27 protein-coding genes are annotated in these 24119 nt (G+C 56.5%); 18 read left to right on the top strand and 9 right to left on the bottom strand.

What is annotated here, in order from left to right:
* Positions 1–110: 110 nt before the first annotated feature.
* The 3 genes from EXR70_17860 to EXR70_17850 all read right to left on the bottom strand — a co-directional run bounded on the left by EXR70_17860 (position 111) and on the right by EXR70_17850 (position 3571).
* Entirely contained in the window at positions 111–434 is a 324-nt protein-coding gene (locus tag EXR70_17860; GenBank protein ID MSP40358.1) for a response regulator transcription factor, read from the bottom strand.
* A gap of 70 nt (positions 435–504) precedes the next feature.
* Entirely contained in the window at positions 505–2925 is a 2421-nt protein-coding gene (locus EXR70_17855) for a penicillin acylase family protein (GenBank protein MSP40357.1), read from the bottom strand.
* Positions 2926–2968: 43 nt separating this feature from the next.
* Entirely contained in the window at positions 2969–3571 is a 603-nt protein-coding gene (locus tag EXR70_17850) for a glutathione S-transferase family protein (GenBank protein MSP40356.1), read from the bottom strand.
* Positions 3572–3716: 145 nt separating this feature from the next.
* On the opposite strand from EXR70_17850, the gene EXR70_17845 reads away from it, so the two are divergent.
* The 10 genes from EXR70_17845 (at position 3717) to EXR70_17800 (ending at position 10138) form a co-directional block, all read left to right on the top strand.
* A complete protein-coding gene (locus EXR70_17845; protein ID MSP40355.1) occupies positions 3717–4238 on the top strand; it encodes a sulfopyruvate decarboxylase in 522 nt (173 codons plus the stop codon).
* Complete coding sequence (locus EXR70_17840; protein ID MSP40354.1) at positions 4238–4858, top strand: thiamine pyrophosphate-binding protein; 621 nt, start codon at positions 4238–4240, stop codon at positions 4856–4858. Before EXR70_17845 ends, EXR70_17840 begins: the two co-directional genes overlap by 1 nt.
* The gene (locus EXR70_17835; protein MSP40353.1) at positions 4764–5894 is read left to right on the top strand and encodes an LLM class flavin-dependent oxidoreductase; all 1131 of its coding nucleotides are present in this window, start codon (positions 4764–4766) and stop codon (positions 5892–5894) included. Before EXR70_17840 ends, EXR70_17835 begins: the two co-directional genes overlap by 95 nt.
* A gap of 9 nt (positions 5895–5903) precedes the next feature.
* A complete protein-coding gene (locus tag EXR70_17830; protein MSP40352.1) occupies positions 5904–6305 on the top strand; it encodes a RidA family protein in 402 nt (133 codons plus the stop codon).
* A gap of 209 nt (positions 6306–6514) precedes the next feature.
* Positions 6515–6724 (top strand): hypothetical protein, encoded by a 210-nt coding sequence (locus tag EXR70_17825; GenBank protein MSP40351.1) that lies wholly within the window; start codon positions 6515–6517, stop codon positions 6722–6724.
* Between the two features lie 150 nt (positions 6725–6874).
* On the top strand, positions 6875–7069 hold the full coding sequence (locus EXR70_17820; GenBank protein MSP40350.1) for a DNA-directed RNA polymerase subunit omega: 195 nt from the start codon (positions 6875–6877) through the stop codon (positions 7067–7069).
* Between the two features lie 130 nt (positions 7070–7199).
* Positions 7200–8162, top strand: a complete 963-nt coding sequence (locus tag EXR70_17815; GenBank protein ID MSP40349.1) for a sigma-70 family RNA polymerase sigma factor — start codon at positions 7200–7202, stop codon at positions 8160–8162.
* A gap of 103 nt (positions 8163–8265) precedes the next feature.
* Complete coding sequence (locus tag EXR70_17810; protein MSP40348.1) at positions 8266–8748, top strand: hypothetical protein; 483 nt, start codon at positions 8266–8268, stop codon at positions 8746–8748.
* Position 8749: 1 nt separating this feature from the next.
* Positions 8750–9601, top strand: coding sequence for a xanthine dehydrogenase family protein subunit M (locus tag EXR70_17805; protein MSP40347.1), 852 nt, complete (start codon positions 8750–8752; stop codon positions 9599–9601).
* Between the two features lie 30 nt (positions 9602–9631).
* A complete protein-coding gene (locus tag EXR70_17800; protein ID MSP40346.1) occupies positions 9632–10138 on the top strand; it encodes a (2Fe-2S)-binding protein in 507 nt (168 codons plus the stop codon).
* An 85-nt stretch (positions 10139–10223) separates the two neighbouring features.
* On the opposite strand, the gene EXR70_17795 is transcribed toward EXR70_17800, so the two are convergent.
* The 6 genes from EXR70_17795 to EXR70_17770 form a co-directional block, all read right to left on the bottom strand.
* Positions 10224–11651, bottom strand: coding sequence for a UbiD family decarboxylase (locus EXR70_17795; protein ID MSP40345.1), 1428 nt, complete (start codon positions 11649–11651; stop codon positions 10224–10226).
* A 158-nt stretch (positions 11652–11809) separates the two neighbouring features.
* A complete protein-coding gene (locus EXR70_17790; GenBank protein ID MSP40344.1) occupies positions 11810–12733 on the bottom strand; it encodes an ABC transporter permease in 924 nt (307 codons plus the stop codon).
* 3 nt (positions 12734–12736) lie between these two features.
* Entirely contained in the window at positions 12737–13669 is a 933-nt protein-coding gene (locus EXR70_17785) for an ABC transporter ATP-binding protein (protein MSP40343.1), read from the bottom strand.
* Positions 13666–14913, bottom strand: a complete 1248-nt coding sequence (locus EXR70_17780) for a hypothetical protein (GenBank protein ID MSP40342.1) — start codon at positions 14911–14913, stop codon at positions 13666–13668. Before EXR70_17780 ends, EXR70_17785 begins: the two co-directional genes overlap by 4 nt.
* A 91-nt stretch (positions 14914–15004) precedes the next feature.
* Positions 15005–15457, bottom strand: coding sequence for a tRNA (uridine(34)/cytosine(34)/5-carboxymethylaminomethyluridine(34)-2'-O)-methyltransferase TrmL (trmL, locus tag EXR70_17775; protein ID MSP40341.1), 453 nt, complete (start codon positions 15455–15457; stop codon positions 15005–15007).
* A gap of 220 nt (positions 15458–15677) precedes the next feature.
* Positions 15678–16115 (bottom strand): D-tyrosyl-tRNA(Tyr) deacylase, encoded by a 438-nt coding sequence (locus tag EXR70_17770; protein MSP40340.1) that lies wholly within the window; start codon positions 16113–16115, stop codon positions 15678–15680.
* 82 nt (positions 16116–16197) lie between these two features.
* Between EXR70_17770 and EXR70_17765 the strand changes: the two genes are divergently transcribed.
* From EXR70_17765 to EXR70_17730, 8 genes are all read left to right on the top strand, one after another.
* Entirely contained in the window at positions 16198–16899 is a 702-nt protein-coding gene (locus tag EXR70_17765; protein ID MSP40339.1) for a hypothetical protein, read from the top strand.
* Positions 16900–16964: 65 nt separating this feature from the next.
* Positions 16965–17747, top strand: a complete 783-nt coding sequence (locus tag EXR70_17760) for a prolipoprotein diacylglyceryl transferase (GenBank protein MSP40338.1) — start codon at positions 16965–16967, stop codon at positions 17745–17747.
* Between the two features lie 40 nt (positions 17748–17787).
* Positions 17788–18183, top strand: a complete 396-nt coding sequence (locus EXR70_17755; GenBank protein ID MSP40337.1) for a hypothetical protein — start codon at positions 17788–17790, stop codon at positions 18181–18183.
* A 98-nt stretch (positions 18184–18281) separates the two neighbouring features.
* Positions 18282–18926 carry a c-type cytochrome gene (locus EXR70_17750; GenBank protein MSP40336.1) on the top strand — a complete coding sequence of 215 codons (645 nt, stop codon included), beginning with the start codon at positions 18282–18284 and terminating at the stop codon, positions 18924–18926.
* Positions 18923–19360 carry a copper-binding protein gene (locus EXR70_17745; GenBank protein ID MSP40335.1) on the top strand — a complete coding sequence of 146 codons (438 nt, stop codon included), beginning with the start codon at positions 18923–18925 and terminating at the stop codon, positions 19358–19360. The genes EXR70_17750 and EXR70_17745 overlap by 4 nt, the downstream gene beginning before the upstream one ends.
* Before the next feature lie 24 nt (positions 19361–19384).
* Positions 19385–20806, top strand: coding sequence for a TolC family protein (locus EXR70_17740; GenBank protein ID MSP40334.1), 1422 nt, complete (start codon positions 19385–19387; stop codon positions 20804–20806).
* A gap of 9 nt (positions 20807–20815) precedes the next feature.
* The gene (locus tag EXR70_17735; protein ID MSP40333.1) at positions 20816–22231 is read left to right on the top strand and encodes a copper oxidase; all 1416 of its coding nucleotides are present in this window, start codon (positions 20816–20818) and stop codon (positions 22229–22231) included.
* Positions 22232–22258: 27 nt separating this feature from the next.
* Complete coding sequence (locus EXR70_17730; GenBank protein ID MSP40332.1) at positions 22259–23617, top strand: hypothetical protein; 1359 nt, start codon at positions 22259–22261, stop codon at positions 23615–23617.
* The last annotated feature ends 502 nt before the right edge of the window (positions 23618–24119 follow it).

The following is a 24119-nucleotide window of genomic DNA, read 5'->3' as shown; positions in this document are numbered from 1 at the left end:
ACCCTATTAACCACGAGAGCAAAATGTAATCTGATATAACTTCGCAAAAACTGTAACTCATTACGAAAAAAACGATCTATCCTCCGCTGCCCTGCTTCCAGGGCAGTTGTTCAGAGGTTCCTTAAGATATAGCCCAACGCCCCGGCGCGAATCGCGCCGTGAATCTTTTCCTCTTCATGATGCACCGACAACATGAGAATCTTGGTGCGCGGCGACAGCGCGCCGATCAATCGGGCGGCTCGTATGCCGTCCATCTTCGGCATGTCGACATCGAGCAGGGCCATGTCCGGCTCGGTGTCGCGGGCGCTGGTCACCGCCTCTTGGCCGTCGCCGGCGTCGGCGACGACTTTGATGTCGCTGCCGGTTTCGAGCAGGATCTTGAGGCTTTGGCGGAACAGCCTTTCATCATCGGCAATCAGCAATCTAATCGACATGGTCGTTTTCTTTTCGCCTTGGCAACATTCTGCCGAGCTGTAGACTCGGCTCAAGCTGGCCAATTCAAGACTAAGCCGGCTTAAGAAGCAAGTGGCGCTGATCGGCGCCTGCTACCTGGAAGTCAGAAAGAGAGATTTGCCCGCCGGCGCGCCAAAGCGCGAATTGATCGCGATAGTGGTTCGAGGTCGGGTGACCGGATTGTCCAGCGGCGAGGATATAATCGCCGTCGGGCGGATCGCTCAGCTCCATCGCACAGCGCAACGTCGCCCCGGCGCTTTGCGTGTAAGGATTGGAATAGCGATAAAAGCCAAAGTTGATCGTCATGCCGTCGCCGGGTGCCGCCACCGGGCCAATGCCGAGCAAAGCTTTTAATAGCTTGCCGCGGCCGAAAGCGTGATTCATTTGCAGCTGGTGGATGCGGCCCCACTGCCATTGCTCGATATCGTCGCCGATAGTGGCGCTGAGTTCGGCGCAAGCTTCGCGCAGGGATTGGCGCACCAGTTGGCTGCGCGAACGGTTTTCAAACCACGACGAGTTGGCATCGCCCAAAATCCGGTCTGTGGGTTCGATGCACTGATTGAGAATTTCGACGTATGCTGCGAATAGTTCTTCGCCCAACTCAGGACGCAGCAAGTTTGTCAGTAGCCGATGGTGCAGTATGTGAAAGATCGCCGCGGCGACGCTATTCGAAGCGCAGTCGCCATCCCACGCCAGCAAACGGTTGGCAGCGTCTTTTAAGATAGTTTCGCCGGCGGAGATCGCATTCAAATCGTCCTTGAGTTTGGATATCAATTCGCGGCCATGAAGTGAGGTCGCGTCCAGTTGCATGACCGCCAAGTCAGCGCGGGAAAATTTCTCGCGGCGCGCTAGTAATTCCGCGATGCGCCGGACCCGGTGCGGCGGCTCGAAGAGATGCGACAGATAATGCGGATTGGCTGAGTCAACGATCCGGTTGTTGGCCGAAGCGATGACGCCTTGCGGCGGATTGAACAGGCGCGGCAATTCTTCGTAGGGAATATAGCCGCGCCATTCATGATCGTCATTCCAACCTTCCAACGGCAACAAAGTCGGCGCGGTGCGACGCGGTATCTTGCCGGCCAGTGTATAGCCGATATTGCCGGCGCGGTCGGCGTAGGCGAAGTTCAAACTCGGCGCGCTGTGATCGCCCAGGGCGTCGAGAAAGTCGCGCCAATTCTCCGCCTTGTTGATTGAGTAGACACTTCGGAGTTCTTGGCCAGCTTCTTGAGCGGCCCAGCGAAGCGCTAGCAGTTCTTTGCCGGCGGGCGTCTCGCTGAAGTCGCTGATCACCGGGCCGTGACGTGACTGGCGGACGATTTTTTCGACGGCGCGCTGGCCGCGAATGGCGATCACTTCCCGTCGATGGGAGAACCTCTGCCAAGTATTGCCGGCGAGATAAAGATCCGGGTCGAGCGCGTGCAATTTCTCGCGATAGATTTCCACGTCATCGCAAAGCGCCGCGGTGATACCCCAAGCGATGGCGCGATTGTGGCCCAGTTGTATGTATGGCAAACCTGGAATCGACGCGCCCCAAACTTCGTAGGGATTCGCTTGCTGCGAAATTTTTCCAGCTTGAAGATGCATCAAGTACCAGGGCGAAGGCAGCGTCAATCTTAGGTGCGGATCGTTACAGAGAATCGCCTTGCCGGTAGCCGAACGGTGCGGCGCGACCAACCAGAAATTGCTGCCATGGCCGGCGCCGTGGAACGGGCTCGCCGCCAGCATGCCGCTGGTAAATTGCCAGAGGTCGAGCGATTGCTGCCAAATCGTCTGCGTCAGCGTTGGCGCGTCGTGAGCTTGATGCAGCATCAAGCTGTGCAGTTTCGCCGGTTGGTCGCGAAGTTTTTCGGCGAGGGCTATGAAGTTCAAACGGCTGTAGAGCGCGGTAGACATCACCATGGCTAACCCTTTGCCGATAGTTAGAGTGTCTAAGGGTTGCCAGGGTTCGGGCTCATGGCGCAGCAGGCGAAATTCCCACGGCGGCTTTTTGCCACACCGTTCGATGTAGCCATTGACGCCGGCGCTGTAGGCGGCGAGCCGGAGCTGTTCGCCTTCGTCCATTTGGCTGAGCGAAGCGGCGGCGCTTTCGCGGATGCCGAGCAAGCGCACAAAGTAGTCGAACTGCGCGCTCGACTTGCCGCGAAACTGCGACGAGAGATCTTTCCAGGGCAGGGCGAAGTCGCCGAAGATTTCCGCCATGCGGCCGGCGAAAAAGTGCCGGCTCAATTCCATTTGCCAGAGCCGCTCCTGGGCGTGCAGGTAGCCTTGGGTGAGAAATAAATCGTGCTCGTTGTCGGCACGCACATGGGGAACGGCGTAGCGATCCCAATTTACTTGGACCGGATGATTGAGGCCGGCGATGGTGAGATCGCCGTCGTAATGCGGCGCGGCGTGGCGATCGAGATAGCCTAGGGCTGGACGCAAGAGCGCCGAAAAGACGGTCGAGAAAAAACCGCTTTTCGGCAGCTCCATGGGTTTTATTAAATTTGGATTGCGTCGCTGTGCACTGCGAGAATTATAACAGCGCCTTGACCGATGGCCGGGCTTTCACCCGTTCCAGATATTTTCCCAGCCGCGGCAAGGAGGCGTCGGGTATCACGCCGAAACCTTCCAGGCGGGTGAAGCGGGGGATCAAGTCGGCATCGACGAGAGAAAAGTCGCCGAGCAGATATTGCTGCTCGCCGAGCTCTTCTTCGAAGCGCTGCAAGAGATTTTTCAGATCGGCTTTGGCGCCGTCGATTACGGGTTGGCTCTGCTCCTTGGCTTCTTTCATCAGCTCCATGCGCAGTTTCTGATAGGCCGAGTCGAAGTGCGCCATGCCGTAGTCGACCAGAATGCGCCCCTTGGCTTTCTTCGCGGCGTCCTTGGGCATGAGCGGCGGGTTGGGATATTTCTCTTCGAGATATTCGTTGATGATCAGCGACTCGTAGAGCACCGTCGAGTCGTCGGTCAGCACCGGCACCTTGCCGTAGGGATTCATCTTTAAATAATCCGGATTCTTCTGTTCCTTCTTGGTGAGATCGACGGCAACGATCTCGTAGGGGAGGTTTTTTTCCGCCAGTACCACTTTGACCCGTTGGCAATTGGGCGAGGATTTGAAATCGTAAAGTTTGATCATGATCTTTCTCCTGTTTGTGAAATTTTTAGCCGGCCAGTTTTCTCCCGTTTCTTATACTAAGGATTTGGCTAAAGGAAAAGCGCAATTGTTGATCTGCTGATCCTTTGATGTTAAGCGGATAGGACTGTTAACGACGTAATCCCATATGAATCCAACCGAAGCGGCGAAAACCATCGTAACTGGCCTCAAAGGCGCGGGCATCAATCTCATCGCCACCCTGCCCGATGTCAATCTCGCCGAGCTGCTGCGTGAAGTTGACGAAGATCATGATTTCACCCATGTGCCGTTGTGCCGCGAGGAAGAGGGCATCGGCATTTGCACCGGCGCTTATCTGGTCGGCAAAAAATGCGCCGCGATCATGCAGAACGGCGGCTTTTTCAACAGCAACAACGCCATCGTCAGTACTTTGCTGCAGTATCAAATTCCGCTTTTACTGCTGATCTATTATGCCGGCGATATCGGCGATCGAACTTTTAGCACCACCGGCAGTATGACCGAGCCGGTGCTGCAAGCGTTGGGGATTCGCTATTACATCATGCGCAACCCGGTCGATGTGCCCGAGCTGATTCAGCGCGCCCAGGTTATGACCGAGGATGCCAAGCGGCCGGTGGCGCTGTTGATGACCAAAGAAGTGCTCGGGCGCCGCGCGCTATTGCAGTCGCTTTGATGGGGATCGCTCTGATGAAACGATACGATTGTTTGAAAGCGCTGGCCGAGATCGCGGAGGATGCTTTGGTGGTCAGCTCCGCCGGCGCGATGACGCTCGAATGGAATGCGCTGCATCCCAGCGACGGCAATTTGCGCGTGCGGACTTTGGGGCTTTGTTCGTCCATCGCGCTGGGCATGGCATTGGGTTTGCCCCAGCGCAAGATCATCGCGCTCGACGGCGACGGTTCGCTATTGATGAATTTGAGTTCGCTGGCGACCATCGCGCGCATGGCTCCGAAGAATTTGACTCACATCGTGTTCGACAACGAAGTCTACGAAGCCTCGGGCAGCAAGAAGACCGCGACGGGCGCGGGCACGGATTTAGTCGGCGTGGCGCGGGCGGCGGGAATTTTTAATTCCCAGTGGGCGAAAACTGTCGATGAATTCACCGCTGCGATCGCTAGCTCAATGCAACGCGGCGAGTTATCTTTCATCGGCGCTAAGGTGAGCACCGAGCGCACCGCGGTGCCGCCCTATCCCATTGATGAAGTGGAAAATAAATACCGCTTCATCCGCTACGTTGAAAAAACCGAGAAGATCGAAATCTTCAAGACCAACTTGCCAGCCAGTTATAGCTAATCGTCGTCTATTCGATGCCATGAAAATCGATATCGAATTCAACTCCGGTGCGCAGCTTCCCATGGACGCGATTCCCGAGCTGGCGCAGCTCGCCGAGGGCCATGGCTTCGACTGCGCCTGGGGCGGTGAGGCGAACAACAAGGATCCCACGGTGATGCTGTCGGCCATCGCCGCGGTGACGACGCGGCTGAAAATCGGTTCGGCGATCTATCATATTCTCGGCCGCACGCCGGCGACGCTGGCGCTGCAGGCCGCCGGCTTGGATGAACTTTCCGGCGGACGCTTTTTGTTGGGGATCGGCTCGTCCAATCCGACCATCGCCAAATGGCACGGCCAAACCCTCGACCATCCCCTCGGCAGAGTGCAGGAATATGTGGAAATCGTCCGCGCCGCGATGCGCGGCGACAAATTGGCTTTCACCGGTAAATACTTCACGGCGCAGAATTTCAAAATGGCCTTCAAGCCGTCCGGCCGAACCATGCCAATTTATCTTGCCGCCTTCGGGCCGCAGATGACGCGCTTGGCGGGACGCATCAGCGACGGCGTGCTGATCAATATGGCCAATCCCACCGAGATTCGCCGCATCGCCGCCGAAGTTCGCGCCGGCGCGGCGGAGGCCGGCAAGGATCCGGCGAAGATGGAAATCATTTGTAAGATTCGCTGTTCCATCGCGCCCGATTACAACGTCGCCCGCGACGCCCTCAGCCACGCGCTGACTTACTACGCTTTGGCGGACTATTATCGCACGCTGTTCGGACGCATGGGGTTTGGCGCGGAAGTGGAAGCGATGCGCGGAGCGTGGAAGTCGGACGGTTTTCATGCCGCGCGCAAGCTGATCACCGACGAGATGTTTCGTTCGCTGCCGATGGTCGCGGCGACTTCAGCCGCCGAAGTGGTCGAGCAGATCAAACCCTACGTCGAGGCCGGCGCGACGCGAATCATCTTGGCCTATGTCGCCGCTTCCGACGACATCGTCGGTGAGCTCAAGAGCTTTATCAATTACTGGAGCCCCGCGACCACGGGCGCGATTGCTTAGGAGATCACGATGCCATTCGAACTGCTCAATCCCAAAGGTTTGGAAGCGCCGGTGGGCTATGCCCATGTGGCCAAGATTACCGGTGGCGCGGTCGTTCACGTCGCCGGCCAAGCACCGTTCGATGAAAAGGGACAAGTGGTTGGCAAGGGCGATTTCGTCGCCCAGTTCACCCGCGTGATGAGCAATCTCAAAACCGCCATTGAAGCGGCCGGTGGCCGGCCCGATCACTACGCAGTTCTGACGATCTATGTTACCAACCTCGAAGCTTACTGGAACAACACCAAACCATTAGGCACAGCTTACCGGGCGGTGTTCGGCAAATATTTTCCCGTCATAACTTTGGTCGAAGTAAAGCGGCTTTATAATCCCGACTGTATGCTCGAAATTTCCGGCGTCGCGGTTATCGATTAGATCGCTTTTGCGGTTCTCGGTGCAGGATTTTTACCGGTGCCGAGCCTTTTTATGCACCAGTGGCGACAAAATTTGCCGCCAATCCCGTCATTCCGATTCAGTTCCATTGGGCGAATCCCTGTGATTTCCAAGAGTTGAGATTCTGGCAATGGATTTGCTTCAAGTTGGCCTGAGCCGATTCTACTCTCTCGACGAAAGACTCGAACAATATGGAACGCTTGAACCAGATCGCAACATTGGACAAAGGGCTGGATCAGGATCTGATCGAAACCGTGACCGAAGAGGAAATCATCGGTTTGTGGCGCTCGATCAAGACGCGCGGTCTCTCGGAAGACCAGGCCTGGCAAGCGATCGTCACCGGCATCGCCTTGGATATGGCGTTCGCGAAACCCAGGGCGACCAGACCCACGGAACATTAAGGCGTTATTTCAACCCACCAGTCATATACCTGTATTGTCTTATTCCAGCATAGTTTTTGGCTAACCGCCGAGGGTCGAGCGCGCCGCCGCTGCATTGACTCGTCCGGCGATATCTGGTTGAATCGCACCATAATTATTTAGGAGTGGTTCATGTCGCGCATCACCGTTGAGGATTGTTTAGAGAAGGTCGAGAATCGGTTCGAATTAGTCATGCTCGCCTCCAAGCGGGCGCGCCAGCTGTTCAAAGGCGCCAAGCCCTTGCTCGATTCGGACAACCGCGAAGTGGTCTTGGCTTTGTGCGAAATCGCCGAGGGTAAGGTGAGGAAAATTCCCCGTCAGTCGTAAGTCTGCCGATCATTGCGCGATTAGAAATTCCAACCCATCGTTCATATCAACTTCCGCGGTCCGATCATCTTGAATAGCTCGCTGCTCTTTGCGATGCTGACCTTTGGTTCTAAGGGTAGCGCGAGCGCTCATGGCCGAAGACGATAAAACTAGCGAAATAAGCTTTCCTTTTGCCGAAATCGATCTGCCGCAGATCGTTGAAGAGGCGCCGGATCGGGATAACGCCAAGGACACGGCGCTGGTTCCCTTCGATCCGCTGCAGCGTTATCTCGCCGAGATCCGCCGTTTTCCGGTTTTGAGCCGGGAAGAGGAACATGAGATCGCGGTGGACTACAAAGAGTATGGCAATATCGAAGCCGCTTATAAATTGGTCACCGCCAATCTCAAATTGGTCGTCATGATCGCTCGAGAATACCAGAAGTCGTTCAAGAACCTCCTCGACTTGATTCAAGAAGGCAATATGGGATTGATGGAGGCGGTGAAAAACTTCGATCCCTATCGCGGCGTGCGTTTCCCATCCTACGCCGTGTGGTGGGTGCGCGCTTACATGATCCGCTACATCATGAACGATTGGCGCATGGTCAAGATCGGCACGACCCAGGCCCAGCGCAAGTTGTTTTTCAATCTGCGCAAGGAAAAGGACAAAATCGAAGCCGAGGGACTCATGATTGGACCCAAGCTGCTGGCTCAGCGTTTGAACGTCAAGGAAGACGAAGTGGTGGAAATGGAGCAGCGGCTGTCGAGCCGGGATTTGTCCGTGGATACTCCCGTCGGTAATGACGACGAGGCGACGCTGCTGAACTTTTTGCCGGACAACAAGCAGAGCCCGGAGGAGCATTTTGCCGACGCCCAGTACCGCGATCTGTTGCGCGACAAGATGGAGCGCTTCGCCAGCGGGTTGAAGGATAAGGAACTGGTGATTTACCGCGAACGGCTATTGAACGAAGAGCCGCTGACCTTGCGCGAAATTGGCGACCAGTACGGCATCAGCCGGGAGCGCGTGCGCCAAATCGAAGAGCGGGTCAAGAAAAAGCTCAAGACCTATTTGAAAAAAGAACTCAAAGACGTTACCGATGTGGTCGGCCGCGAGTAGTTTTCTCTTACGCCAGCGCGCCATTGACGGTCCATCGGCGCTGTTCCTTGCCTCAATGAATTGGCTCCGTTCGCTTGCGGCTTTGGTCCGCTTCTGATAGCAAATTTATTACGAAATAGAACCGGGGGTCGAATTGCAGTTTCAAAAACAAGTCGAGATACTCGCCGCGCGCGACAAGGTTTGGAAGTTTATTTGGGATGTCGATCGCTTCATCGCCTGCGTGCCGGGCTGTAAAGACGCCAAGACCGTGGAAGAAGGCAAACGCTATACCGCGACCATGACCGAAAAGGTTGGGCCCTTCAAAGTCGAGTTCCCGACGACCATCGAAGTGCTTGAACGCGTCGAACTAGAGCGGATCAAGGCCCAGGCCACCGGCGCCGACAATAAAGTCGGCAGCCGCATGAAAATCGATTTGGATGTCAGTTTACGCGAGCAGGACGGCAAGACGATTGTCGAATTCATCGCCGGCGTCGACATTCTCGGTAAGCTCGCCGCTTTGGGCCATGGCATCATCAAGCGCAAAGCCGACCAAGTCCTCGACGAATTCGCCCAGGCGGTGAAAAAGAAATTAGAAGGAGAAGGGTGAGATGCTCAGAAGATTTCGTTTGGACGAGCCCGAGAGTGTCGCCGAAGCATCCGAGTTGCTCGGCCGGTTCGGCGATAGCGCCAAGGTCTACGCCGGCGGCACCGAGCTCTTGTTGGCGATGAAAGAGGGGCTGGTGCAGTACGAGCGGCTGATCAATGTCAAAAAGCTCAGGGGGCTGAACGAGGTCGCCCGCGACAACGGCACGATCAAGATCGGCGCCCTATGCACCCATCATGAGCTGGAAAAGTCGGCGCTGCTCCAACAGACGCTGCCGGCATTAGTCAAGCTCGAACAAAACGTCGCCAACGTGCGCGTGCGCCAAGCCGGCACTCTAGGCGGCAATCTTTGTTTCGCCGAGCCCCATGCCGATCCTGGCACGTTGCTGATGGCGTTGGGGGCGAAGATGGTGGCGCAAAAGGGCGATTCCCGGCGCGAGATCGCCGCTGAAGATTTTTTTGTCGATGCCTACGAGACTTCGTTGGGCGACGATGAAGTGCTGTGCGAGATTCGCGTACCGGCGCCCGGCGCAAATGGCCGCAGCGCCTATCTGAAGTTCGGTTATCTCGAACGGCCCAGTGTTGGAGTCGCGATTGCGCTCAATTTAAGCGGCGGCAACGTCAGCGATGTTAGAATCGCCGTCGGTTGTGCCGGTCCAGCGCCGAGGCGCGTGCTCGAAGCGGAAGCGTTGCTCAGCGGCAAAAGCAAAGACGAAGCGACGCGCAATCTCGCCCAGGCCGGTCTGTTGGCCGGACGAGTATCCGAGGCGATCAGCGATTTGCACGGCGCCCAGGATTACAAAGAACACATCGTCGGCGTGCTGTTGAAGCGAGCTTTCCAAGCCGCTGTGAATTAGTTTTCATAATCACCGATTTTGGGAGAGATCATGGCGAACGGGTTGAGCAGAAATTCAGATGGGCAAACCATCCCAGTGTCGTTTACCTTGAACGGGCGGCTGCAAGAAGTCGACGTCGAGCCCCATGAGCTGTTGCTCGACTTGGTGCGCGACCGTTTGGGGCTTACCGGAGCGAAGCGTTCTTGCGATGTTCAGGTGTGCGGCGCCTGCACGTTGTTGGTCGATGGCCGGCCGGTGAGCGCGTGTACGACGCTAGCCTTCGAAGTGCGCGGCCGTTCAGTAATGACTATTGAAGGATTGGCCGATGACGGCAAGCTCCATCCCTTGCAGCAGGCGTTCATCGAACACGGCGGTTTTCAGTGCGGCTTTTGCACGCCGGGGATGCTTTTGGCGGCCAAAGCGTTGTTGGATGAGAATCCCAACCCGAGCGATGACGAACTCAAACACTTCATGCACGGCAATCTCTGCCGTTGCACTGGCTATAAGAAGATTATCGAATCGATCATGGCCGCGGCTAAGACGCTACGCGCCGGCTGATTACAAATTCAAAATTCCAGATTCCAAATTTGTAATTTGTGATTTGGAATCTGGAATTCAAAACGCTCGCGCCGCGAGCGTTTTGTCAGTCCTCAATCCCATATTCATGCCAGCGGCTGGCGACGATCGCTAAATGCTCCTTGGGCGGCAGTGAGATCGCCGGGTACTTGTGTTTGCGCGTGGCGTCGATGGCGATGCGCGAGCCGACGTAACGGCTCGGATGATGTTGTAAGACATCGGCCGGTGCTTGAGATGGATCGAGACCGACCGCTTGGACATCGCGCTCGATGTAGACGTCGTGTTCAGGCCGGACATGCCAGCTCATCGCCCAATCCACCGCGAAATCATCCCACACGTCGATGTCGTCGTCGACGACGACGGTAATTTTGCCAAAGCCGGTGCGCTGCGACCAGGCGCCGTACATGAGTTGGCGCACTTGGCCGACGAATTCCTTCTTCAGGGAAATGACCAAATAAGCGCCGCTACCGCCGGCTTCTTTGAGGCGCAGATCTTTGATCGGTAGTCGCAGAATGTCTTTGAGATGTTTGAATAACGGCCACTCGCGGCCGATGCCGCGAATGCAACTGGATTCCGACGGCGGCATCTGGCTGATGAACGCTTGATACAAAGGTTGGTTGCGGTAGGTCATGCATTTGATGTTGAAGAACGGCTCGTTGCCCGCCGGTCCCATGTAGCCGGTATATTCGCCGAACGGTCCCTCATGTTCGAAGGCGTTGGGCGGAATCTCGCCTTCGAGAACGATCTCGGCGGTGGCCGGGACTTCCAACGGAATGGTTTCGCAGGGCACCATGTCGATCGCTTGACCGCGGAGCGCGCCGGCGACGGCAAATTCATCCAAGGCGTCGGACATTTTCGAAACCGAAACATAGCCGATGGATGGATCGGCGCCGATCACCACGGCTACTGGCGTCGGTTGGTTTTTGTCGTTGTTCTTGTACATGTGCCACGCCATGTCCTGGCGTTTGCCGATCAGCAGGCCGGTCTTATTCGGACCTTTGACTTGCATGCGATAGGTGCCGACATTGCGCACGCCGGTTTCAGGATCTTTGGTGATCAAATAGGGCGAGGTGAAAAACGGCGCGGGATCTTCGCCGACGGTCCAGGTCGGCACCGGTAATTTAGTGATGTCGACATCCTTACCGTGCAGGATGTTTTCTTTGCATGGCGCATCCTTGGCCGAAACCATGCGCGGCGGAATCGGGTTGCCGAGAGCATGGTCCCATTTGCGGTTGATGCCTTCGACGGTCTCGGTCTGCAAGCCGAGGGCGTAGATTTCCCGCGACGCGCCGAGCACGCCGGCGACCACCGGAATTTTGAAACCTTTGACGTTCTCGAAAACTAGGGCAGGGCGATCTTTCGGGGGGATTTTTTTAAACAGCTGGCGGCACACCGCGGCGATCTCCCAATCCTTGTCGACTTCCTTGGTCACTCGTTTGAGTTTGCCGTGTTTCTCAAGCGTTGCGACATATTCGCGAAGATCTTTATAGGCCATGAATCCTCCCAGGCTGGATGGTCAGCGAAAACTTTTTTTAAATTATCACAATTGATTTACATATCAATAATGACAATTGAAATCGTTTTTTCAGGGCACAGGAATGGGCCGCACAGAACGCTGGCGAGGGGGAGGAGTTATGAGCTGAAGAAGAAAAATTAGGCGCGAATTTCGGCGCGCATGAAAATGATATAGGAGATGCCGAAACAGACCGCCACCAGGCCGAAGATGGTGGTGATGTGGGGCCAGATTAAATTCAAACTTTGGTCGAGTGCCAGGGGAGTCGGCAAGATGCCTTCAGCTTGGCTCTGCAGTGCCATGCCGAAGACTCGGGCCGCGGGATTGAGCAGGATGCCGACGCTTTCGTTGAACAATGTGCTCGGCGAAACTCGGCCGACGATATTTTCAATGTCCGAACGGCGCGTGACGGCTTCCGGTGTGGTGGCATCGGGTACGATGAGTCCGGCGATGGCGCCGCTAAGCACCGATACGAAGAGCGACAAGAACAGCCATACGGAAAGCGAGCCGAGCGCCGCGGTGACGGTTTTCTGAAACAGCAAAGAGAAAAGCATCGCTAGCGCGAGCCAGAAGCCCACGTAAAAAACTCCGACGACGGTGAAAATCAACATGCGCCAGAGCTCTTCGGCGTTGGGCGGGAAGCCCAATAATGTGATGCCTAAACCGATGACCAACAGCAGGATCGATCCCCAAAGCACCGCTACTGTAGTCAGGCCGGCAAAAAACTTGCCGTTGATCAAACTGTCGCGGTAGATCGGTTGTGACAGCACGCGGCTCAAAGTGCCGCGGGCGTATTCACCACTGATGCTATCGAAGCCCAGGGTGATGCCCACTAGGGGACCAAAGAAGCCGAGAAAGGTTGCCAGGGAAAAAAGCGTTTCACCGCTGGAGGTGAGCAGAAGTAGGAAAACATATTGCGACGGCACGGTGTCGGTGTTTTGGCGGATCGCTTGGCCGGTGGCGTAGGTCGCCCAGAGCCCCGACAGGATGATCAAGGCTAACAAAATCATAAACCGCCGGCTGCTGAAGTGGTCGGCCAATTCTTTCCAAAACACCACAGTCATGATTTACGCCTCTCGGAAATATTTTAGATAGATTTCTTCCAGCGTCGGATCTTCCGAGCGCAGCTGGAGCAATTTCAGACCGCGGCGGGCGACCAATTCCACGACTTCGGTTCTAACGTCGTGCGTGCAACGTAAAAACCAGCCATGGGGGCGTTTTTCGGCATCGTCGACACCGGAAATACTTTGCAGCTCGCGTTCAAAGCCTTCAGTGTTGCCGGTGGCTTCGAGTAGAAAATTCCATTGGCGTTCCTTGAGGATCGCTTTGCCGAGATCGTCCATTTTACCTTGGACAATGAGCTTGCCGCGGACGATGATGCCGACGCGGCTACAGATCTGCTGCACTTGCTGCAACTGGTGCGACGACAGCAGGACGGTGAGGCCATGCTCGCGGTTTAAATTCTTGATCAGCTCTAGGATGCGGATGGCGCCGTCAGGATCGATGCCCAAGGTCGGTTCGTCGAGAATGATCGCCGTGGGTTTCTTGACCAGAACTTCAGCGATGCCGAGACGCTGTTTCATGCCGCGGGAAAATTCTTTAACCGGGCGGCGGCCGTCGTCGGTGAGGCCGACTTGATCGAGCACTTCGGCGGTGCGCCGGTGCGCTTCCGCTTCGGGAATGCGGTTCAGCCGCGCCATGTACATGAGATTTTCGCGCGCCGTCAGATCGTCGTAGAAGCCGGGATTTTCCGGCAGGTAGCCGACGCGCCTTTTAACGTCGAGGGATTGGCGGCTCGGATTGAAACCGCACACCGCGACGTCGCCGGAGGTCGGTTCGGTCAAACCGAGCAACATTAGAATGGTTGTCGTCTTGCCGGCGCCATTGGGGCCGAGAAAGCCGAAGACTTCGCCTTCTTCGACGGTCAGGCTGAGCGAGTTGACCGCGAGCTTTTCGCGGTAACGCTTGCTCAAATCTTTGGTTTCGACGACTGCGCTCATCTACGTCCTAGGCGGAAAAATACCAGGGCCAAGCCCAGCACCACTAGGCCGACGATGCCGAAGCCAACCCAGCCCCAAATCGTCGGCGTCGATACGGTCACGCGGAATTCCACCGATTTGGTGACCTCGGCGGAATTTGCCGTCAGGGTCATCAAATAGTCGCCGGCGATGGTGCGGTCGGGCGCCAAAATTTCCATCTTGATCTGGCGCACTTCGCCGGGAGCCAAGGAATCGATTTTGTCGGGCTTGAATTCCACCGTCCATTTTTCGCTAGGCTTTTTGGTGACGAAGCCGAGATTGCGGATCGTTGCCGTGCCGGCATTGCCGACCACGAAGTCGATGGGGTTCTTGGTTCCGGCGGTCAACGATGCGTTGAGTGTGCCGGCCAACGAGCCCATCTTCAGATCTTGGGTGCCTTTGAGCGAAACCTTGATGCTGGTGGAAGCTTCGTAGGCGCCAGAACGGGCCTGAATAGTCACGGGAGATTCTTTGGCTTCAGCGTTGGCCGGTGTGTCGACTTCCACGCTCAAAGTTTCCGAGCCGTTTTCTTTAAGCTGAATCGAAGATATTTGTTGGTCGCCAAATTGCGGCTTGAAGCGGATGTTCCAACCCTGCGGCGCCTGAGCGACCAGCGAAGTCGGCAGCGCTTTATTAGTTTCGTTTTTCAGATCGACAGTGAATTTCAGCGTCTGGCCCGAACCGGTGCTCAGCACCGGATATTGGCTGCTGACTTTGATGCCGCCGGTCTCGATCTTTTTCGACGAGACCCGGTAGTTGATGGTTTCGACGTACTGGGTCGTGCCCTTCAAATCTTTGGCGGTGATCTTGATCGGATAAGTGCCCGGCTTCGTGTTCTCAGGAACCTTGGCTTTGAACTCAAGGGTGATCGACTTATTCGAAGTCTGATCGCCGCCTTGGACCATCACCGAGCGGATCGGGAAGCTCGGATAGCGTGAATTGAAATTGATATCCCAGCCGGCCGGTACGCCTTCGATGGCGAGGCTGACTTCGACGGGATCTTTGGTTCGATTCACCACCTCAGCATCCATCGTCGCCTCTTGTCCCTGGCCGACGGTGAGATCCTTGAAGGGCAGAATCATATTGAATGTAACCCCGGCTGGTGCGGGGGCGACAGCCGTTTCCGCTGCCGATCCATGGTTAATAAAACCGGCAGAGGCGCTAAAGAATAACGCGACAGCAGATGCAAACATTCGCGTGCGGATAGGTACGACCCCGGTCCTCATATTGGCAACTCTCCCTCGGATGCGAAATTGTTACTGATAAATAACCATAAACTTCCTTAGCGTCAAGGCCTACGGCCGAAATATGACAGAATTATGTTCGCCCGAGCTGGCGCAACGCTTCATAAAGCACGATGGCGACCGCGTTGGAGAGATTCAAGCTTCTGACACCGCTGCCCGCCATCGGAATCCGCAAGGAGAATTCGGCGTTGGCTTCGCGCATTGGCTCAGGCAGGCCGCGGGTTTCCGGACCGAAGACCAAATAGTCGTCGTCATGATAACTCACAGACGTGTAAGAGAGTTCGGCCTTTTTGCTGAGATAAAACAGCCGGCCGGGTTTTTCTTGGTGCAAAAAATCGTCCCAGCACTTGTGCACGTGGAGATCGACGAACGGCCAATAGTCGAGGCCGGCCCGTTTAAGATGCTTGTCGTCGATCTTAAAGCCGAGCGGCTCGATCAGATGCAGCGGCGTCAACGTCGCGGCGCACAGGCGCGCGACGCTGCCAGTGTTGGGCGGGATTTCCGGTTCGAAGAGCACGACATGCATCTTAAAATCGACTCAAATTTAGTGCGCCAACACGCCGAAGAAATAAATTCGAAATTCGAATGTCGAAATTCGAAACAAACCGCAGCCAAATAAACTCAAAACCGAAGAAAATCCAAAACGCCGATTCCGAATATTCCCTGTTTGGAACATTTCATTTGTTTTAGTCATTTGAAATTGTTTCGAATTTCGGATTTCGAGATTCGGATTTTTCCCGCTTCGTTTATACTTCCAACACAAAGGTGACCGGGCCGTCGTTGACCAACGCGACTTGCATATGAGCTTGAAACCGGCCGTTGGCGACGTTGATGCCGGCGTGGCCTAGTCTTGCCGAGAAATATTCGTAGAGCCTTTCGGCTTGCGCCGGCGCCGCCGCATCGATGAACGACGGCCGGTTGCCTTTGCGGCAGTCGCCATACAATGTGAACTGTGAGACCACGAGCAGGGCGCCGCCGGTGTCGATCAAGGATCGATTCATTTTTCCTCGCTCGTCCTCGAAGATGCGCAGATTTTTTATTTTGTCGGCCAAGCCGTTGGCATTGCTCTCGCTGTCGTTCTTGCCGACACCGAGCAGAACGCATAATCCTGGACCGATGCAACCGACGATGGAACTGCCGACGCTGACGCTGGCATCACTGACCCTTTGAATGACGGCGCGCACGGTGCCATCAAGTAACAGAGAAAAGTGGTCGAGACAATAAGTGTCGGGGTGCTAGGATTTCGCGCGGGAAAAAAATTTGAATATGATCGCGCTTGGAAAATTTTTTAGCATTGCTATCGCTCTCTTGCAGATGGCTTTGCTGCCGGCTTATGGCGGCGGCAGTGTTAGCGGCAGAATTACTCTAGCGGGCAGCTTCACCAAGCCGAAAGCGCTGCCGGTTTTCAAGAGCCGGAGCTTTTGCGGCGCGACGGTTGTTAACGAAACTTTGTTAGTCTCGCGTGACGGCGGGCTTAAAAATGCTGTGGTGATTCTCCGTCCCAGCGAACGGCACGCAGTTGTCGCGCCCGGCGAATCGATCCTGGACAACAGCCATTGTGCCTTCACGCCCCACGTTCAAGTCGCGACGGTGGGCAGCGCTTTGCTGCTCAAGAACAGCGATCCGATTCTTCACACCGTGCATGCGCGCTTGGGCAGCGAGACTTTGTTCAACGTTGGGCTGCCGAAGTGGCGCCAAGTTTCTAAACGGCTCGATCGCGTCGGCGTGATAAAAATCGATTGCGACGTGCTGCACACTTGGATGAACGCCGCCATCGTCGTCACCGATAGTCCGTATTTCGCGGTCAGTGACGAGAAGGGTTTTTTTGTTATCGAAGGACTGCCGGCGGGCGTTTATGAAATGGAAATCTGGCAAGAACGTCTGGGCGCGCGCCGGCTAAACATACGAGTTGGCGACGAGATTGGGCTCACGGTAGACGTGGTTTACTCCGCTGAAATTATTAAGTAGTGCTGTTTTTCAATGATTGATCTGCTAGAGCTGTTTCACTAACCGCGACTGACGCACTAAGCTTCATGTATCCGATCCTTTTCCAATTTGGCCCGTTGACGATTTACAGTTTCGGCGCCTTCATGGCTCTGGCGGCGTTGTGCGCCGGCTGGGTGGTGCGTGCCGAGTTGCGCCGTTATCAATACGATCCTGAACTCGCCTCGACGATCGTTTTCGCCGCCGCCATCGGCGGTCTCGTCGGCGCGCGCATTCTGTTCATCGCCGAAGAGTGGCAAGGCTTTGTCGCGGCGCCGTGGAAATATATTTTCACCGGCGCTGGCTTTACCTGGTACGGCGGATTTTTCGGCGGCGCGGCCGCGGGTTTATGGGTGGCGCGCAAAAATAAAATCCCCGCGCTTCTAGGGCTGGACATCGCGGCGCCGGCTTTAGCGCTGGCCTATGGTATTGGTCGCATCGGCTGCCATGTCGCCGGCGACGGCGACTGGGGCGCGGTGACCGATGTGCCGTGGGGCGTGGCCTACAAAAATGCCATCGTCGGCTGGGCGGATCCGAACAGCGGGATTCCTTACGCACCCGGCGTGGTTGTGCATCCGACGCCGATCTATGAGTTTTTCCAGAACATCTTGGTGTTTGCGATTCTCTGGTCGTTGCGGAATAAAAAGCTCGCGCCGGGAACCAGCGCTTGGCTCTATTTAATACTCGCCGGCCTGTCGCGCTTCGCCGTCGAGTTCTGGCGCATCAATCCCGCGGTGGGGTTCGGTTTTTCTGAGGCGCAGTGGATTAGTTTGTTGCTAATGGTTGTCGGCGTGTTCATGTTGGCCATTGGCCGGGGAAGAGTCCGGGCTTGAATCCCGCCCGGTGATGCGTTAACTTTCCGGTTACTTGATTATGAAGCGTGTCTTTGCCATCGCTGTTTGTCTGTCGCTATTTTGCGGCGGGGCGGTGTGGGTTCTTACCGGCTGCGAAAGCATGACCATGGAATTGGCGGGCAACGTCCACGGCGGCACGAGCAGCAGTCATCATCAGGATGATGCTCAAGGTTCTTCGTCGTCCCATTCCGATCCGGGAAAAATTCACTGTCCCAATCTATTTGCGGCGTTTTTGGTCGGCTCGCGAATTTGCCATGAGCCGGATCGCCGCGTCCAAGCCCTCGTCAATTACCCCGCGGTCGGTTTATCTCTGGTTCATGGACTGATCGCTTCGCGATTCAATCTCGGCCCGCCCGGTCCGATGCTGTCGCCGCAACGTTCTCGTCATCTTTTGCTTTCCGTGATCCGCATCTAGCAGCGCGCTCGCGCTGTTTCGATTTTCTAACTTATTGAATCCATACGACCGATTTTTCGGTCACAATCGGTCTTGCTCTCAACGATTTGAGGGTCGCCATGTCTTTAAAATTATCGCTGCCGTCCGCACTGACGATGCTCAGTATTTTTATCGCTGTGTTTACAATCAATGCCGCCGAACAGCATCATCCGGCCAATTGGCGTTTCACCATGCCCAAGGGCGAGGTCGCCAAGGGTCGCGCCATTTTTCAAAAATTCGAGTGTTACTCCTGTCATAGAATCAACGGTGAGCCGTTTCCGGAACCGTTCGATAGCGCGCCGGAGTTGAGCCAGATGGGGCCGCTCCATCCGTTGGAATATTTCACCGAGTCGGTGATCCATCCCAACGCCGTGGTGGCCCGCCAATGGCGCGAGCGCGACGGCAACTCGCCGATGTCGCAGGAGCATATCGCGACCATGACGCTACGCGAGTTGATAGACTTGTCGAGCTACCTGGCGTCGCTGAAGCCGCCATCGATGCCGAAGTTGGTGACCGGCGTTGGCAAGATCGTGGCCGTCATGCCGCAATCCCAGGAAGTGGTCATCGACCATGAGGAAATAAAAGGTTTCATGGACGCGATGATCATGGGCTACAAGCTCGCATCGCGGTCGCAACTCCAAGGGCTGAATCCCGGCGATGTCGTTACCTTTACGATTGAAACCGGCAAACGGGTGATCACTAAGATCGCTAAAGCCAAGAAATGATGACGAGGAGCAAGATGAACAAAAAATTAGTTGCCTTATTTTCTGCTATGGTGCTGCCGGCCTGCGCGGCTTACGTATCACAACCGTTGAGCCTGAGCCATCCGGCGCACGCTGATGCGCCGGTCGTGCCGCGCTCTGCGCTGTCCCAGACGCTCGTCTACACGCGCGCGGATGCTGCTCTATCGCGCCCGGCGGCGGCTGCGGAGCCGGGCGGGGAGACCGTGACCGCCGAGGGCAAAGTCATCGCCGCGGTGCCGAGCGCGGCGCAGTTGGTGGTCGAGCATGGCAAGATCGAAGGTTTCATGGACGCCATGACTATGGGCTATCGAGTCGAGCCGCCGGCGCTGATGGACGGGGTGAAATCCGGCGACCGAATTCGCTTCACCATCGATGTGCCGAAGAAGGCGATCGTCAAGCTCGACAAAATGAATTGACCGGAGATCCTGGAGCTTTTTCCTATGCGCAGACCAAATGGAATCCTTCTCGCCATCTTCGGCGCGGTTGCCTCGCTCTGGTTGAGCGGTTGCGTGGCCGTCGATCTACGCGCTGGCTTTACCGAGGTGAGTGAAACGGTGGGCGCGCGCTTGGGCGTCAAACCTACTTGGAACAACGGCACCGAGCTTGATCGCGCCGCCGACGAGAAGCTGCGCGAGTTGCTGAGGGCGCCGCTCAACGCCGACGCAGCCGTGCAGATCGCGCTCCTCAATAACCGCGAGCTGCAAGCTTTGTACTCCGACCTGGGCGTCGCCCAGGCCGATCTGGTGCAGGCCGGATTGTTGCGCAATCCGATATTCAACGCGGCGGTGATGTTTCCGGTAACCGGTGGCCGTCCCGATCTTGAGCTCAGCGTGGTCATGAGCTTCCTCGATATTCTTTACTTGCCGCTGCGCCAGCGGGTCGCCGCGGCGCGCTTCGACGCCGCCAAGAGCCGGGTGGTCGGCGCCGTAATGGATCTGGCCGGACAGACCCGAGCGGCGTTTTACGCCCATCAGGCCAATGAGCAGCTGGTCGATCTGCGCCGGACGATTTTGCAATCCCTCGACGCCGCCGGCGAAATCACCCAGCGATTATATGACGCCGGAAATATTTCCGCTCTCGACTTGCTGCGCGAGCGCGCCCTGGCGGGGAGCGCGCGTTTGCAGCTGCGCGGCGCGGAATTGGCCGCGCGTCAGAGCCGCGAACTGTTGAATATCCGCATGGGTGTCTGGGGCGGGCAGACTGCTTGGCGTAACTTGCCGCGCTTGCCGGAGATTCCGGCGGCACAAGATGGCGGTTCGATTGAGCAGTTGGCTGTGACTCGTAGCCTCTATCTGGTGCTGGCCCAGCAAAACATCGCCGCCCTGGGCGAGCAATTGGGCTTTGACAAAGCGTCTGCATTGATCCCGGAGTTGACGCTCGGAGGGAGCGCTGAGCGCGAAGCCAGCTGGCAAGTAGGTCCGGTGATCGAGCTGCCGATTCCGCTATTCGACCAAGGACAAGGACGGGTGGCGCGGGCGGCGGCGGAACTGCGGCGGGCGCAGCAGGAATATTACGCCCTGGCGGTGCGCATGCGCGCCGAGGCGCGCGCCGCCCAAGAGCGCTTCGACGAAGCGCGCGAACGGGCGCTATATTACCGCGATATTTTGCTGCCGCTCCATGAGCGCATCGTCAATGAAACCCAGCTGCACTACAACGCTATGCAGTTGGGGCCGGTGCAGCTCCTGCGCGCTCGCGAGCAGCAGATCGAAGTCGCCGTCGGCTACGTCGAAGCGCTGCGCGATCATTGGCTGGCGCACAACGACATGGAACAGATCGCCGCCGGCCGGCTCGCGGAATCGAGCGCCATGAAGAATGTTTTGTCCAAGGGCCAACCCATGGCCCAGGAACGCCAAGGTCACTGAGTCGGAGGTATGACCATGAGCAAGAAAATATCGCGCCGGGAGATTCTCGGCTTCGCCGCCAGCGGTTTGGCCGGTGGTGCGCTTTTGTTAAACCGCGGCGGAGAAGCACAGGCGCAAACGGCGCCAGCTCGCCAACGCTGGGAGAAAAGTTATTCCGGCGGTTCGCTGAGCATTAGACCTTTGCCGCCGGCCCTGCCCGGCAAGGACTACCGGCCGGTGATGATCCCCAACGGCGCGGCGTTGCCGTTCAAAATTTCCGGCGGGGTGAAAGTTTTTCACCTCATCGCCGAGGAAGTCGACCATGCCTTCGACGCCGGCCTGCGCGCCAAATGCTGGGGCTTCAACGGCCGGGTCAACGCCACGGTGCTCGAAGCGGTGGAAGGCGAGCGGGTGCGCATTTACGTCACCAATCGTTTGCCGGTGGCCACGGCGATTCACTGGCATGGTTTCTACTTGCCCAATGGCATGGATGGCGTCGGCGGGCTGACCCAGCCCTACATCAAACCGGGCGAGACCGTTAAGTACGAATGGACGATGCGCCAGCATGGCACGCTGATGTACCACGCGCATCACGACGAAATGACCCAGATGGGCATGGGCATGATCGGCATGTTCGTGGTTCACCCGCGCAACCCGGCGCCGGAAGATTGGGTCGAGCGCGATTTCGCATTGTTGCTCAGCGAATGGGTGATCGAGGCCGGCACGGCGCGGCCCAATACGCTCAAGATGAACGATGCCAATATCCTCACCATCAACGGCAAGGTGTTTCCGTCGACGGCGCCGTTGGTGTGCAAGACCGGCGACAAAGTCAGATTGCGCGTCGGTAATCTGAGCGCCATGAGCCACCATCCGCTGCATATTCACGGTCATCACTTCCGCATCACCGCCACTGACGGCGACGCGATTCCGCTATTGGCACAATGGCCGGAAACCACGGCGCTGATCGGCGTCGGCCAGACCCGCGATTTAGAATTCATCGCCGACGCCCCCGGCGATTGGCCGCTGCACTGCCATATGACGCACCATGTGATGAATCAGATGGGCCACCAGTTTCCTAATCTGGTCGGCATGAAGGCGGGCGGCTTGGAAGAAAAACTCCGGCCGTTGCTGCCGGCTTACATGAGCATGGGTCATGACGGCATGGACATGGGACGCATGGCGGAAGTCATGCCGATGCCCAACAATACGATATCGATGAAAGGCAAAGCCGGGCCGTTTGGAGACTACATTTCCATGGGCGGCATGATGACCTTGCTCAAGGTGCGCGACCGCTTGAAGAGTTACGATGAAGATCCCGGCTGGTACGATCATCCGGCGGGAACCGTGGCGCGGCAAGCGACGGATTCGGAACTGCGAGCCGACGGTATCGATTTGAGCGGGCTTGGCGCCGATAGCGCGAAGAAAGAAATCCCGAGACAACCATAATTTGTCTGGCGATAAAACGAGAAAAGCGTGATCTGTACGTTGTTGCAAAGGCTGTTCGCTAGGTTCGATATCCAATCCTGGCAGGAGGGCTATCGTTTAGGCGTGATGGCCGCGCTGCTTTTCTTGCTGATCGCGGCCAACAATCTCATCAAGATCCTCCGCGATAGCATATTTCTCGGCCACCATTCAGCTTCGGAACTGCCCTATCTTTATATTCTGGTTGCGCTCTGCGCCGGCGTGATTATTGCCACGTACACGAGATATACCGCGCACGTCTCCCTTGTCCGGCTCATTTTGGCAACCAACACGCTTACTGTTTTCATGATCGCCGGCTTTTGGTTTCTCCTAACCTACATCGATCCAGCCTGGAGTCACTATGCGTTTTACATCTGGTCGGCGATGGCGAGTGTTATCGCGGTAGCCCAGCTATGGACGCTAGCCAACCAGATGTTCAATCCAGACCAAGGCAAGCGCTTGTTCGGACTGCTTACCGCGGGTGGAACCATCGGTGGCGTAGTGGCGGCCTTCGGCGCCAAGTGGAGCGTTCACCTTTCGGTCGAGAGCAATCACTTGCTCTGGGTTGTCGGAGGTCTGTACGTGGCGGCGTCCGTTTTGCTGTGCATAACTCAGCGAAGGTTGAGAGACGCGCCATCTGCGACGGAATTTGTATCGCCTAAGAGGGATACGGTAAATGGCGAAAATATCTTCGCGCGTCTCGCCGGCTCTCCTTATCTCAAAACCATCGCCACGGTGATCTTGGTGTCCGTGGTGGTTTCGACGTTAATCGACTTCCAGCTCAAGACCGCGGCGAAAGAAATTTACCCGTCCAAATTGGCTCTCGCCGGCTTTTTCAGCTCTTATTACGGCTGGCTCAGCGTGGCGACGTTATTCTCGCAGCTGATTCTTACCGGCAAGACACTGAGCAAGCTGGGCCTCAGTGCGAGCCTTTATGTGACGCCGGTTATGCTGTTGACGGGTGCTTTGGCGATCATGATTTGGCCCGGCCTGATTGCCGCCGCGCTGACGCGAATCGCCGACGCCACGCTACGCAACAGCATTCACCGCAGCTGCATGGAGATCATCTATATGGCCGTGCCGACAGGCGTACTAAAATCCATCAAGACCTTTCTCGATGTCGTGGTCGAAAGAGTCGGCGATGCCAGCGCCGGTTTTATTATTCTGCTCGTGAGTTTGGCTTCACTAGGTAGCTACAGGCGCTACGTCCATTTCGTTTGTGTGGGGCTGATATTCTTGTGGATACTGCTCATACGTTTTCTACGAAGCGGATATGCTGAAGCTTTGCGCCAAGGCTTGCTTCCACAAGAACCGTCGTTGCCATCCGCTTCCAGGGCGGCGGCTCACGTTAAACTTTCTTCGGGAGAATGAAAGTGCCGTGGAACTGTTCGCACATTTGCAAATATTTCAGTGGCGCTCTCGCAATTGCGCGAAGATTTGCTGGCGTAGTCCTATGGGTTGGTTATGAAAATGTCGTGGCATAAATCGTGCTCCATTCAATCTCAGGTATGAATAACCGGCAACTAAAAGCTTTCCTGGCCACGTTCCTTTCATCGACGCTTCTTTACTACAGCGCGGCGTGGGCGGTGTTGCGCTGTTGTCATGAGGACGACCCGGCGGTTGAGCATAGTCTATCTGCCGCTAGTCCGGATGCTGGATTTCACTCGCATCTGGCGCGGCCAAGTCCTGCGCCGGCACAAATCGATTGTCGGGATTTTGATTATCAAACCGAGGGTTTGACCGGTCCTTCGGCGCCGCCCGAGTTGTACCGCGCAGGGGCTGCGCTCACGCCGTCAGCGAATGACTTCAACGTCCTGAATAGCCTGGCCGATAGCCATCGGCAAAATCTTCTCAGGAATGTTTTTTCCCGAGG

This window comes from Deltaproteobacteria bacterium (assembly GCA_009692615.1).
Classification (GTDB): domain Bacteria; phylum Desulfobacterota; class Binatia; order UBA9968; family UBA9968; genus DP-20.
This window is presented reverse-complemented; position numbering and strand designations above follow the sequence as displayed.

Excerpts from the sequence above, each read along its gene's own strand:
- EXR70_17850 (MSP40356.1), bottom strand. The coding sequence starts at position 3,571 with ATGATCAAACTTTACGATTTCAAATCCTCGCCCAATTGCCAACGGGTC.
- EXR70_17800 (MSP40346.1), top strand. The coding sequence starts at position 9,632 with ATGGCGAACGGGTTGAGCAGAAATTCAGATGGGCAAACCATCCCAGTG.
- EXR70_17790 (MSP40344.1), bottom strand. The coding sequence starts at position 12,733 with ATGACTGTGGTGTTTTGGAAAGAATTGGCCGACCACTTCAGCAGCCGG.
- EXR70_17820 (MSP40350.1), top strand. The coding sequence starts at position 6,875 with ATGTCGCGCATCACCGTTGAGGATTGTTTAGAGAAGGTCGAGAATCGG.
- EXR70_17845 (MSP40355.1), top strand. The coding sequence starts at position 3,717 with ATGAATCCAACCGAAGCGGCGAAAACCATCGTAACTGGCCTCAAAGGC.
- EXR70_17860 (MSP40358.1), bottom strand. The coding sequence starts at position 434 with ATGTCGATTAGATTGCTGATTGCCGATGATGAAAGGCTGTTCCGCCAA.
- EXR70_17830 (MSP40352.1), top strand. The coding sequence starts at position 5,904 with ATGCCATTCGAACTGCTCAATCCCAAAGGTTTGGAAGCGCCGGTGGGC.
- trmL (MSP40341.1), bottom strand. The coding sequence starts at position 15,457 with ATGCATGTCGTGCTCTTCGAACCGGAAATCCCGCCCAACACTGGCAGC.
- EXR70_17765 (MSP40339.1), top strand. The coding sequence starts at position 16,198 with ATGATCGCGCTTGGAAAATTTTTTAGCATTGCTATCGCTCTCTTGCAG.
- EXR70_17780 (MSP40342.1), bottom strand. The coding sequence starts at position 14,913 with ATGAGGACCGGGGTCGTACCTATCCGCACGCGAATGTTTGCATCTGCT.
- EXR70_17795 (MSP40345.1), bottom strand. The coding sequence starts at position 11,651 with ATGGCCTATAAAGATCTTCGCGAATATGTCGCAACGCTTGAGAAACAC.
- EXR70_17815 (MSP40349.1), top strand. The coding sequence starts at position 7,200 with ATGGCCGAAGACGATAAAACTAGCGAAATAAGCTTTCCTTTTGCCGAA.
- EXR70_17855 (MSP40357.1), bottom strand. The coding sequence starts at position 2,925 with ATGGAGCTGCCGAAAAGCGGTTTTTTCTCGACCGTCTTTTCGGCGCTC.
- EXR70_17840 (MSP40354.1), top strand. The coding sequence starts at position 4,238 with ATGGGGATCGCTCTGATGAAACGATACGATTGTTTGAAAGCGCTGGCC.
- EXR70_17745 (MSP40335.1), top strand. The coding sequence starts at position 18,923 with ATGATGACGAGGAGCAAGATGAACAAAAAATTAGTTGCCTTATTTTCT.
- EXR70_17760 (MSP40338.1), top strand. The coding sequence starts at position 16,965 with ATGTATCCGATCCTTTTCCAATTTGGCCCGTTGACGATTTACAGTTTC.
- EXR70_17735 (MSP40333.1), top strand. The coding sequence starts at position 20,816 with ATGACCATGAGCAAGAAAATATCGCGCCGGGAGATTCTCGGCTTCGCC.
- EXR70_17835 (MSP40353.1), top strand. The coding sequence starts at position 4,764 with ATGAAGTGGAAAATAAATACCGCTTCATCCGCTACGTTGAAAAAACCG.
- EXR70_17750 (MSP40336.1), top strand. The coding sequence starts at position 18,282 with ATGTCTTTAAAATTATCGCTGCCGTCCGCACTGACGATGCTCAGTATT.
- EXR70_17785 (MSP40343.1), bottom strand. The coding sequence starts at position 13,669 with ATGAGCGCAGTCGTCGAAACCAAAGATTTGAGCAAGCGTTACCGCGAA.
- EXR70_17825 (MSP40351.1), top strand. The coding sequence starts at position 6,515 with ATGGAACGCTTGAACCAGATCGCAACATTGGACAAAGGGCTGGATCAG.
- EXR70_17740 (MSP40334.1), top strand. The coding sequence starts at position 19,385 with ATGCGCAGACCAAATGGAATCCTTCTCGCCATCTTCGGCGCGGTTGCC.
- EXR70_17755 (MSP40337.1), top strand. The coding sequence starts at position 17,788 with ATGAAGCGTGTCTTTGCCATCGCTGTTTGTCTGTCGCTATTTTGCGGC.
- EXR70_17805 (MSP40347.1), top strand. The coding sequence starts at position 8,750 with ATGCTCAGAAGATTTCGTTTGGACGAGCCCGAGAGTGTCGCCGAAGCA.